This is a genomic window from Pseudomonas sp. IT-196MI5 (assembly GCF_949767415.1).
Classification (GTDB): Bacteria; Pseudomonadota; Gammaproteobacteria; order Pseudomonadales; family Pseudomonadaceae; genus Aquipseudomonas.
The window spans coordinates 19,786-29,914 of sequence record NZ_CATKPZ010000027.1 but is presented as its reverse complement, the minus strand read 5'-3'; the positions used below and the strand labels follow the sequence as shown (position 1 = coordinate 29,914).

Genomic DNA, 10,129 nt, shown 5'->3' with positions numbered 1-10,129 from the left:
GGTTTTGTGTGCACTGCCGACCCACTGTAGGAGCGGGCTTGCCCGCGAAGGCGTCAGTTCTGACAACCATTAACCTGAGCGTAACGATCCACCTCTCTGCTTGATTGATACGCTACGGCCAACACTCCTAAGGTAGCTCCACGACAGCGAACCCGTGGAGTGGTCATGACAACAACAATATCCCCCGACTCGCGATGGACGCGGCGGCGCAGCGAAAAGCAGCGGCGCCTCGAGCTGGTGCGAGGGCTTGCCGACGGCGTGGTGTTGCCCACCGACAACATCGTCGCGGCGCTGGAGGCCTTGATCCTGCCTGGCGACCGCGTGGTGCTCGAAGGCAACAACCAGAAGCAGGCGGATTTCCTTTCCCGTTCCCTGGCCAAGGCCGATCCCGCAAAGCTGCATGACCTGCACATGATCATGCCCAGCGTCGGACGCTCCGAGCACTTGGACCTGTTCGAGCGCGGCATCGCCCGCAAGCTCGATTTCTCTTTCGCCGGCACCCAAAGCCTGCGCATCAGCCAGTTGCTCGAAGACGGCCTGCTGGAAATCGGCGCGATTCACACCTACATCGAACTTTACGCACGACTGGTGGTGGACCTGATTCCCAACGTCGTGTTGTCGGCCGGGTTCATGGCCGACCGCGCGGGCAACATCTACACCGGGCCGAGCACCGAAGACACCCCGGCACTGATCGAGCCGGCGGCCTTCAGCGACGGCATCGTCATCGTTCAGGTCAACCAATTGGTGGACGACGTCAGCGACCTGCCGCGTGTCGACATTCCCGCCTCCTGGGTCGACTTCGTGGTGGTGGCGGACAAGCCGTTCTATATCGAACCGCTGTTCACCCGTGACCCTCGGCACATCAAGCCGGTGCACGTGCTGATGGCGATGATGGCGATCCGCGGCATCTACGAAAAACACAGCGTGCAGTCCCTCAACCATGGTATCGGTTTCAACACGGCCGCCATCGAACTGATCCTGCCGACCTACGGCGAATCCCTCGGCCTCAAAGGCAAGATTTGCCGCAACTGGACGCTCAACCCGCATCCAACGCTGATCCCGGCGATTGAAAGCGGTTGGGTCGAAAGCGTGCATTGCTTCGGTACCGAGTTGGGGATGGAGAACTACATTGCGGCACGGCCGGACGTGTTCTTTACCGGGCGCGACGGTTCCTTGCGTTCCAATCGGATGTTCAGCCAACTGGCCGGGCAATACGCGGTGGACCTGTTCATCGGCGCGACTTTGCAAGTCGATGGCGACGGTCATTCTTCCACCGTGACGCGCGGACGCCTGGCCGGTTTCGGCGGGGCACCGAACATGGGGCACGACCCGCGCGGTCGTCGTCACGGTACGCCGGCCTGGCTCGACATGCGCAACACCGATGTGGCCGAGCCGATGCTCGAGCGTGGCAAAAAGCTCGTGGTGCAGATGGTCGAGACCTTCCAGGAGGGCGGCAAACCGACTTTTGTTGAAACCCTCGATGCGGTGGATGTGGCGAAGAAAAGCGGCATGCCACTGGCGCCGATCATGGTCTATGGCGACGACGTCACCCACCTGCTGACTGAAGAAGGCATCGCCTACCTGTACAAGGCGCGCTCGCTGGAAGAGCGCCAGGCGATGATCGCCGCCGTCGCCGGGGTGACCGCCATCGGCCTGCGCCATAACCCCAAAGACACTGCACGCATGCGTCGCGAAGGCCTGATCGCCTTGCCCGAAGACCTCGGCATCCGCCGCACCGACGCCACCCGCGAACTGCTCGCGGCGAAAAGCGTGGCCGATCTGGTGGAGTGGTCCGGTGGCCTCTACAACCCGCCCGCCAAGTTCAGGAGCTGGTAATGCACGCACTTAACCTGCAACCCAAAAGCCTGAGCCTGGCCGAACGGCTGGCGGATCTGGCGGTGGACGCACTGATCGACGAGGCTGATCTGTCGCCGAAACCGGCACTGGTCGACCGTCGCGGCAATGGCGCCCATACCGATTTACACTTGGGGCTGATGCACGCTTCGGCGTTGTCGTTGTGGCCGGCGTTTAAAGAAATGGCTGATGCAGCCATCGAGTTCGGTGAAGTCGGCTCGCCCCTGCGCGAAGCCGTGGGCCGCATCGGTCGCGAAGGCGAGCAAGCGATGCTCGACACCACCGGCGGCGTGAACACCCATCGCGGGGCGATCTGGGCCTTGGGCCTGTTGGTCACGGCCGCTGCACTGGAACCTCAATCCTGCAGCGCCAATAGCGTGGCGATACGTGCTGCGCGGTTAGCCTTGCTCGACGACCGTTTTGCACCACGTCCGCTCAGTCACGGTGCGCAAGTCGCCCAACGCTATGGCGCTCGCGGTGCTCGTGAAGAAGCGCAACTGGGTTTTCCGGCGGTGACCCAACGTGCTCTGCCACAACTGCTGCGCAGCCGCGCCGCCGGTCATGGCGAACACAACGCCCGGCTCGATGCACTCTTGGCGATCATGACGAATCTGGCCGACACCTGCGTGCTTTACCGCGCCGGTGAAGAAGGTCTGAACACCATGCAACTGGGCGCCCGGGCGGTGCTCGATGCGGGTGGCAGTGCCAGCCTCGGCGGACGTCGCCGCCTGCATGAGCTGGACCAACAACTCATCGCGTTGAATGCCTCGCCCGGCGGCGCTGCCGACCTGCTCGCAGCCTGCCTGTTCATCGACCGTATCGCGTCTGGCGACGGCCTCATCCAGGGAGTGTTTTGATGGAAACCTTATCTTTTGAATTCCCCGCCGGGCAGCCACCACGCGGCCGCACACTGGTGGGTTGTGTCGGCTCGGGCGATCTGGAAGTGCTGATCGAACCGGGTCAGGCCGGCAAGCTGACGATCAACGTGCAGACCTCGGTCAATGGCAGTGAACAACGCTGGCAGCATCTGTTCGCACGGATGTTCGACGGCCAGACGCCGCCGGCCATGGATATCGATATCCACGATTTCGGCGCGACGCCCGGCGTGGTGCGCCTGCGTCTGGAACAAGGCTTCGAGGAGATCGGCCATGACTGACAGCGCAGCCTTGCTCAACAAGCACAGCTTCGTCGAACTCGGTGCGCGGCAACGGGCCAAGGCGTTGCTCGACGTCGGCACCTTCCGCGAACTGCTCGATCCCTTTCAACGGATCATGTCGCCGTGGCTGTCGCGCCAGGGTGTGGTGCCGCAAGCCGACGACGGCGTGGTAATCGCCAAGGGCAATCTCGATGGTTTGCCGGTGGTGATTGCGGCCATCGAAGGCGCATTCCAGGGCGGCAGCCTCGGTGAAGTCGGCGGAGCAAAAATTGCCGGTGCACTGGAACTGGCCGCCGAAGACAACCGCAACGGCATTCCGACCCGCGCCGTGCTGCTGCTGGAAACCGGCGGCGTGCGCTTGCAGGAAGCCAACCTCGGCCTGGCGGCGATTGCCGACATCCACGCGGCGATTGTCGATTTGCAGCAGTACCAACCCGTGGTCGGTGTGGTGGCGGGCAGCGTCGGTTGCTTTGGCGGCATGTCGATTGCCGCCGGGATGTGCAGCTATCTGTTGGTGACCCGGGAGGCGCGACTCGGCCTGAACGGCCCGCAGGTAATCGAGCAGGAAGCCGGACTCGAAGAATACGATTCCCGCGACCGGCCCTTCATCTGGAGCCTGACCGGTGGTGAACAGCGTTTCGCCAGTGGTCTGGTGGATCGTTACGTGGATGACGATGTGGCGCAGATTCGCCAACAGGTGGCTGAGTTGCTCCAGCAGGGTTTGCCTGCACTGCCGCGCAGCCGGCAGGCCGAGTTGTTCCTGCAACGTCTGGCGCGTCTGGACGCCGAATCGCAAATCGAGCCGTGCGTGGTTCGCGATCTGTACCAAGGAGAACGCCCATGAGTCCGTATTCCCTGCGTGGATTGAACTGGTTCAACGCCTTGAGTGCCGGTGCGAAAGCAGTCGAAGGCTTGCCGGCTTCGCTGAAGGTGGCGGACGGAGCGCTGGGCGATCAGCCTGTGCGTTTCATCGCGGTGGTGGCAGACCCGGAAAACCGCTTCGTCCGTGCCCGCAACGGCGAAGTGGGTTTGCTCGAAGGCTGGGGCCTGGCCAAGGCTGTGGATGAAGTCATTGCGGCCGATCAGAACAAGGCACACAAACGCGCCCTGATCGCCATCGTCGACGTGCCGAGCCAGGCTTACGGTCGACGCGAGGAAGCGCTCGGTATCCATCAGGCGCTGGCCGCTGCGGCAGACAGTTATGCCCGTGCCCGTCTCGCTGGTCATGCGGTGATCGGTCTGCTGGTGGGCAAGGCGATGTCCGGGGCATTTCTGGCCCACGGCTATCAGGCCAATCGCTTGATCGCCTTGCGCGATCCGGGGGTGATGGTGCACGCCATGGGCAAGGCGTCGGCGGCGCGGGTGACCTTGCGCAGCGTCGAAGAGCTCGAAGCCCTGGCGGCGAGCGTGCCGCCGATGGCCTATGACATCGACAGCTATGCCAGCCTCGGGTTGCTGTGGGAAACCTTGTCAGTGGAACAGATCGAGCAGCCGACCGCCGCGGATATGGCGCGAGTGACCGAGTGCCTGGGTCAGGCGATGGGCGATATCGCTGAGAAGGGTACAGATCTCAGTGGTCGTCTCGGTGCGGCCAATCGTGTGGCATCGAGCAAGGTTCGCCAATTGCTGAGAGCGCAGTGGTGAGTACGCTACTGGCCCATGACCTGCTGTGGGGCATGACCCCGCAGCAGTTGCCCACGGATGCGCCTGCGTGGGTAACCGAGTCGATCAGTGCCGGTCAGCCGGTGGTGGTCCGTCGTGCCTTGAGCGCGGCGGGGCAGGTGGCGGTGGGCGTGCGCGGGCCGCTACGCGAACAGCGATTTGCAGCGGTGATGGAAGTCGCCGCCATTACGCGGCAGGTGCGGCCGGAAGAACTCTGCCATGTTCAAGGCCAGCGCGACTTCCCGGCGCTGCGCGCCTTGGAGCAGCTGCGCTCGTACCTCGATGACAGTGGCTGGGTCTGGGGTGTCAGCGGCAGCGCCGGGTTCGAGTTGGCCAGTGGATTTTCCGCTTTGCATGAGGGCAGCGATCTCGATCTGATCCTGCGTACGCCACGTCCGTTGAGTCGTGTCGACGCCCAGGCGCTGGTGGCCATTCTTGATACCGCCGTGTGCCACGTGGACCTGCAATTGCAGACGCCGTCGGGCGCCGTCGCCTTGCGCGAATGGGCCGGTGCGTCGTCGCGGGTCCTGCTGAAAAATGCCATTCAAGCCATTCTGGTTACTGACCCGTGGAATCCACAGGAGCAAGCAGCGTGAGCAGCTTGCTGGTGTTCCCCGGCCAAGGCGCGCAACGACCCGGGATGCTGGCGCGTTTGCCTCGGGAAACATTGAACGAGGCGAGCGACCTGCTCGGTGAAGACGTCACGAGTCTGGATTCTGCCGAGGCGTTGCAGTCGACGAGGGCGGTTCAGCTTTGCCTGCTGATCGCCGGGGTCGCCGCTTCACGGCAGCTGGGCTTGACTCCGGATTACGTGGCCGGCTTGTCGATCGGCGCTTACCCGGCAGCGGTGGTGGCTGGTGCCCTGGGTTTCAGCGATGCGTTGCATCTGGTCAGCCTGCGCGGCGAACTGATGCAGCAGGCTTATCCACAGGGCTACGGCATGACCGCGATCATCGGTCTGGACCTGGCTGCGGTGGAAGGATTACTGGCCCGGGTGCACAGTGCGCAAATGCCGGTTTATCTGGCCAATATCAATGCCGATAACCAGGTGGTAATTGCCGGTAGCGACACGGCGATGAAAGCGGTGACGGAGTTGGCGAAAGGTTGCGGGGCAGGCCTGGCCAAGCGTCTGGCAGTGAGCGTGCCGTCCCACTGCCCATTGCTTGAGGTGCCCGCGCAACGGCTGGCCGAAGCCTTCGCCAAGGTGTCGCTGCACACCCCGAAGATCGGCTACCTGAGCGGCAGTCGTGCGCGTCCACTGGTCAAGCCTGAAGCCTTGCGTGACGACCTGGCCTTCAACATGTGTCGCATCGTCGATTGGCGCGGCACGGTACAAAGCGCCTACGAGCGCGGCGTGCGTCTACAGATCGAACTGCCGCCCGGTGCGGTGCTTACCGGGCTGGCGCGCCGGGTGTTCGAGCAGGGCACCGTGATTGCCTTCGACGGTGCCCGGCTCGATACCTTGCAGGCGCTGATGCGAGAGGAGGACAGCCGCCACTCTTAAATCACCCGGCTTAAGGCTTCGAACAACAAAAACAACATTCGAAATGCACTTTGAGGACTACAACAATGATTATTTACGGTGTGGCGCTGTTGGCGATCTGTACGCTGGCAGGGGTGATCATGGGTGACATGCTCGGTGTATTGCTGGGCGTGAAGTCAAACGTCGGCGGTGTCGGGATCGCGATGATCCTGCTGATTTGCGCACGGTTGTGGATGCACAAACGTGGCGGCATGACCAAGGATTGCGAGCTGGGCGTCGGCTTCTGGGGCGCCATGTACATCCCGGTGGTGGTGGCCATGGCGGCGCAACAAAACGTGGTCACGGCGCTGCATGGCGGTCCGGTGGCGGTGTTGGCGGCGATCGGCTCGGTGGTGGTCTGCGGCTGTACCATTGCCCTGATCAGCCGGACCCATAAAGGCGAACCCTTGCCTGATGAACCGGTGGATGTAACGCCGGTTGGCGCACCGGCAGGAGGTCGCTGATATGTGGGATCTCATCAAGAGCGGTCTGGAACACAACGGTCTGGTCACCGCATTCGCCTTTGTCGGCGTGATCATGTGGGTATCGGTCATTCTTTCCAAACGCCTGACCTTCGGACGCATCCACGGTTCGGCGATTGCCATCGTCATCGGCCTGGTGCTGGCCTGGGTCGGCGGCACGATGACTGGCGGGCAAAAAGGCCTGGCGGACTTGACGCTGTTTTCCGGCATCGGGTTGATGGGTGGTGCCATGCTGCGGGACTTCGCCATCGTTGCCACGGCATTCGAGGTGCAGGCCACGGAAGCGAGAAAGGCCGGTTTGATCGGCGTGATCGCGCTGCTGTTGGGCACGGTACTGCCGTTCATTGTCGGCGCGTGCATGGCCTGGGCCTTCGGTTATCGCGATGCGGTGAGCATGACCACCATTGGCGCCGGTGCGGTGACTTACATCGTCGGGCCGGTGACCGGTGCGGCAATCGGTGCGACCTCGGATGTGATGGCGCTGTCGATTGCCACCGGCCTGATCAAGGCGATTCTGGTGATGGTGGGTACGCCGATGGCGGCGCGCTGGATGGGCCTGGATAACCCGCGCTCGGCGATGGTGTTCGGTGGGCTGGCCGGCACCGTGAGCGGCGTGACCGCCGGTTTGGCGGCGACGGATCGGCGCCTGGTGCCTTATGGCGCGTTGACCGCGACCTTCCACACCGGGCTGGGCTGTCTGCTGGGGCCTTCGCTGTTGTTCTTTATTGTTCGCGGGATTGTTGGGTAAGTCTCGGGATCTTCGCTGACTGTACCGACGTCATCGCGAGCAAGCTCGCTCCCACATTGGAATGCGGTCTCCTGTGGGAGCGAGCTTGCTCGCGATGGCCGCGACACGGTCTCAAACCTGCCGATTGGCATACATCCGACACTCCGCCAGCAACGCCAGCAGATTCGGATCACGCTCCTTGGCCTTCAGGAACACCACGCCAATATGCTGCTGCAAGCGGTACTTTTCCTGCAGCGGGATCAGCTTCACCCGGTTCTCGTACACCGCCGCAATCCGCCCCGGCAGCAACGCATAACCCACGCCCGAACTGACCATGCTCAGCAGGGTGAAGATGTCGTTGACCTGCATCGCCACCTTCGGCTCGAACCCTGCCTGCTCGAATACCCGCTTGCCGTCCTGATGGGTGGCGAAGCCCTGGGTCAGTGTGATGAAGGTTTCGTCGCGGACTTCGGCCAGGTCGACTTCGGTTCGCTGGGCAAACTTCGAATCGGCGGGCGTGGCGAGGAAGATGTCGTCGGAAAACAGCGGGATCTGCTCGCAATCCGGATCGTTGACGCTGTCGTCCAGCGACACCAGGGCCGCATCGACTTCCATGTTCTTGAGCTTGTAGAGCAGGTCGATATTGGAGCCCAGTATCAGGTCGATGTTCAGTTCGCTGCGGCGGATCTTCAAACCCATGATCAACTGCGGCACAGTCTTCACTGTCAGCGAATACAGCGAACCCAACTTGAAGCGCTCGGCGGAGAAACCGGCGGCTTCGCGGGTCAGGCGCACGCTTTCGACGACATCCTGAATCAGTTTCTGCGCCCGCTCTTCCAGCACATAAGCGCTTTCCAGCGGCGTCAGACTGCGGCCTTCGTGCTTGAACAACGGGCAGCGCAGGGCGCTTTCCAGGGAATGGATCGCCCGATGCACGCTGACATTGCTGGTCTGCAATTCGGCAGCGGCCCGCGCCAGGTTGCCGGTGCGCATGAAAGCGAGGAACACCTCGAGTTTTTTCAGGGTCAATTCTTCATCGATCAGCATGGGGCGGACTCTTTTTGGAATGACTCGATTGTGCCCAATTACGCCGGGCCCGTCGTACGGAAACATTGCGCTTTTACGCTTGAAGCCTGAGCCTTGCGCTTTGCGGCAATGAACTTCGAGGTGAGCGACGCATGTATCACGGGGAAAGACTGAACGCCTGGACGCATCTGGTCGGGGCAGTGGCGGCGTTTGTCGGCGGGGTGTGGCTGATTGTGCTGGCCAGTCTCGACGGCAGCCCGTGGAAGATTGTCAGCATGGCAATCTACGCCTTTACCTTGCTGGTGCTTTACAGCGCATCGACCGTGTACCACAGCGTGCGCGGGCGCAAGAAAGCGATCATGCAGAAGGTCGATCACTTTTCGATCTACCTGTTGATCGCCGGCAGCTACACGCCGTTCTGCCTGGTGACCCTGCGCGGGCCGTGGGGCTGGACGTTGTTCGGGATTGTCTGGGGACTGGCGCTGATCGGTATCCTGCAAGAGATCAAGCCGCGTTCGGAAGCACGCATTCTATCGATCGTGATTTACGCGGTGATGGGCTGGATCGTGCTGGTGGCGGTCAAGCCGCTGCTCGCGGCGCTGGGCGCCGCCGGATTTGCGTGGCTGGCATCAGGCGGGGTGTTGTACACCGTGGGGATTATCTTTTTTGCCCTCGATCATCGCCTGCGCCATGCCCACGGGATCTGGCATCTGTTCGTCATCGCCGGGAGCCTGCTGCACTTTGTGGCGATTTTCTTTTATGTGCTTTAAGGCTGTACCGGAACCAGGCGATCCAGCTGCTCCCGGGCTCGACGGCTGAATACCTGCAACAGGTCGTTCAAGGTGTGAGGCGGTGGTTCGGCGGCACGGGTCACGGCGTACAGGGTGATGGGCAGCGGCGGTGCCAGAGGGCGGATCGTCGTTGTGGCAGGGGACGCACCCAGGGCCGTAAACGGATCGATCACCGCCAGACCCGCCCCGGATTCCACCATCGCCCGTGCCAGTGAGTAGGTTTGCACGGCGATGCGTACCCGTGGCGGCGGTTCGACCGCTTCCAGGTAACTGTCGAGTCGCGCGGCCAGCGGATCGGCGCTGGATAAACCGATCAGCGGCGCATCCGCCAGCGCCATCAGCGGCAACGGTTTACCTGCCTCTTCCTGAGGCCAGTAACCACTCGGCGCCAGCGCCACCAGCACGCCGGACGCCAGCGCCTGGGCCTTGAGCCCCGGGTGATCCGGGCGTTGCAGGGTCAGGGCGACATCCACTTCGCGCATCAACAGGTTCTGCACCAGTTCGCGACTGTGGGCGCTGGAGAGTTCGCAAACGATGTCCGGGTAACGCCCGGTCCACTCGTGTATGGCCGGCGGCAGCAATGACAGGGCCAGTGCCGGGGTGGCACCGATGCGCAGGCTGTGGCCGGGTTCACGGCGCAGGCTCTGCGCCAGGCGTCGCACGCCTTGCAGGCTTTCACTGACCTTGTCCACCTCGCGCTCCAGCTCCAGCGCTTCCGGCGTCGCCTGCAACTTGCCGCGTACCCGCAGGAACAACGGGAAGCCCAATTGCTGCTCGGCGTGCTGCAACACCTTGCTCACCGCTGGCTGCGAGACGTGCAGCAATTGCGCGGCAGCGCTGATCGATCCGGTCTGGCGGATGGCCTGGAAAATTTCGATATGGCGAAGGCGCATGACAAGTCCATAACCT

At 62.8% G+C, this 10,129-nt stretch carries 12 protein-coding genes; 10 read left to right on the top strand and 2 right to left on the bottom strand.

Annotated elements, in window-relative coordinates:
- The first annotated feature begins 165 nt into the window (after positions 1 to 165).
- From mdcA to madM, 9 genes are all read left to right on the top strand, one after another.
- Positions 166 to 1,836 (top strand): malonate decarboxylase subunit alpha, encoded by a 1,671-nt coding sequence (gene mdcA / locus ACM6IK_RS17820; RefSeq protein WP_414875389.1) that lies wholly within the window; start codon positions 166 to 168, stop codon positions 1,834 to 1,836.
- The gene (locus ACM6IK_RS17815; RefSeq protein WP_414875388.1) at positions 1,836 to 2,711 is read left to right on the top strand and encodes a triphosphoribosyl-dephospho-CoA synthase; all 876 of its coding nucleotides are present in this window, start codon (positions 1,836 to 1,838) and stop codon (positions 2,709 to 2,711) included. Before mdcA ends, ACM6IK_RS17815 begins: the two co-directional genes overlap by 1 nt.
- Positions 2,711 to 3,010 (top strand): malonate decarboxylase subunit delta, encoded by a 300-nt coding sequence (locus tag ACM6IK_RS17810; RefSeq protein ID WP_007975424.1) that lies wholly within the window; start codon positions 2,711 to 2,713, stop codon positions 3,008 to 3,010. Before ACM6IK_RS17815 ends, ACM6IK_RS17810 begins: the two co-directional genes overlap by 1 nt.
- Complete coding sequence (locus ACM6IK_RS17805) at positions 3,003 to 3,854, top strand: biotin-independent malonate decarboxylase subunit beta (RefSeq protein ID WP_414875387.1); 852 nt, start codon at positions 3,003 to 3,005, stop codon at positions 3,852 to 3,854. The genes ACM6IK_RS17810 and ACM6IK_RS17805 overlap by 8 nt, the downstream gene beginning before the upstream one ends.
- A complete protein-coding gene (gene mdcE / locus ACM6IK_RS17800) occupies positions 3,851 to 4,654 on the top strand; it encodes a biotin-independent malonate decarboxylase subunit gamma (RefSeq protein ID WP_414875386.1) in 804 nt (267 codons plus the stop codon). Before ACM6IK_RS17805 ends, mdcE begins: the two co-directional genes overlap by 4 nt.
- Positions 4,648 to 5,268 (top strand): malonate decarboxylase holo-ACP synthase, encoded by a 621-nt coding sequence (locus tag ACM6IK_RS17795; protein ID WP_414875385.1) that lies wholly within the window; start codon positions 4,648 to 4,650, stop codon positions 5,266 to 5,268. Before mdcE ends, ACM6IK_RS17795 begins: the two co-directional genes overlap by 7 nt.
- On the top strand, positions 5,265 to 6,176 hold the full coding sequence (gene mdcH / locus ACM6IK_RS17790) for a malonate decarboxylase subunit epsilon (protein WP_414875384.1): 912 nt from the start codon (positions 5,265 to 5,267) through the stop codon (positions 6,174 to 6,176). Before ACM6IK_RS17795 ends, mdcH begins: the two co-directional genes overlap by 4 nt.
- Positions 6,177 to 6,241: 65 nt before the next feature.
- On the top strand, positions 6,242 to 6,658 hold the full coding sequence (madL, locus tag ACM6IK_RS17785; RefSeq protein WP_414875383.1) for a malonate transporter subunit MadL: 417 nt from the start codon (positions 6,242 to 6,244) through the stop codon (positions 6,656 to 6,658).
- Position 6,659: 1 nt separating this feature from the next.
- Positions 6,660 to 7,424: a malonate transporter subunit MadM gene (madM, locus tag ACM6IK_RS17780; protein WP_414875382.1), complete on the top strand. Its 765-nt coding sequence runs from the start codon at positions 6,660 to 6,662 to the stop codon at positions 7,422 to 7,424.
- Positions 7,425 to 7,535: 111 nt separating this feature from the next.
- Here madM and ACM6IK_RS17775 read toward each other — a convergent pair whose 3' ends face one another.
- Positions 7,536 to 8,450, bottom strand: a complete 915-nt coding sequence (locus tag ACM6IK_RS17775; RefSeq protein ID WP_090451917.1) for a LysR substrate-binding domain-containing protein — start codon at positions 8,448 to 8,450, stop codon at positions 7,536 to 7,538.
- 131 nt (positions 8,451 to 8,581) lie between these two features.
- On the opposite strand from ACM6IK_RS17775, the gene trhA reads away from it, so the two are divergent.
- Entirely contained in the window at positions 8,582 to 9,199 is a 618-nt protein-coding gene (trhA, locus tag ACM6IK_RS17770) for a PAQR family membrane homeostasis protein TrhA (RefSeq protein ID WP_414875381.1), read from the top strand.
- Here the strand turns inward: trhA and ACM6IK_RS17765 are convergent.
- Positions 9,196 to 10,113, bottom strand: coding sequence for a LysR family transcriptional regulator (locus ACM6IK_RS17765; RefSeq protein WP_414875380.1), 918 nt, complete (start codon positions 10,111 to 10,113; stop codon positions 9,196 to 9,198). The two genes, trhA and ACM6IK_RS17765, sit on opposite strands and share 4 nt — an antisense overlap.
- Positions 10,114 to 10,129: the final 16 nt, after the last annotated feature.

Bases quoted from the DNA above. Each gene is read 5' to 3' on its own strand.
- madL (WP_414875383.1), top strand. From the start codon at position 6,242: ATGATTATTTACGGTGTGGCGCTGTTGGCGATCTGTACGCTGGCAGGG.
- ACM6IK_RS17775 (WP_090451917.1), bottom strand. From the start codon at position 8,450: ATGCTGATCGATGAAGAATTGACCCTGAAAAAACTCGAGGTGTTCCTC.
- trhA (WP_414875381.1), top strand. From the start codon at position 8,582: ATGTATCACGGGGAAAGACTGAACGCCTGGACGCATCTGGTCGGGGCA.
- mdcE (WP_414875386.1), top strand. From the start codon at position 3,851: ATGAGTCCGTATTCCCTGCGTGGATTGAACTGGTTCAACGCCTTGAGT.
- ACM6IK_RS17805 (WP_414875387.1), top strand. From the start codon at position 3,003: ATGACTGACAGCGCAGCCTTGCTCAACAAGCACAGCTTCGTCGAACTC.
- ACM6IK_RS17765 (WP_414875380.1), bottom strand. From the start codon at position 10,113: ATGCGCCTTCGCCATATCGAAATTTTCCAGGCCATCCGCCAGACCGGA.
- madM (WP_414875382.1), top strand. From the start codon at position 6,660: ATGTGGGATCTCATCAAGAGCGGTCTGGAACACAACGGTCTGGTCACC.
- mdcA (WP_414875389.1), top strand. From the start codon at position 166: ATGACAACAACAATATCCCCCGACTCGCGATGGACGCGGCGGCGCAGC.
- ACM6IK_RS17815 (WP_414875388.1), top strand. From the start codon at position 1,836: ATGCACGCACTTAACCTGCAACCCAAAAGCCTGAGCCTGGCCGAACGG.
- ACM6IK_RS17810 (WP_007975424.1), top strand. From the start codon at position 2,711: ATGGAAACCTTATCTTTTGAATTCCCCGCCGGGCAGCCACCACGCGGC.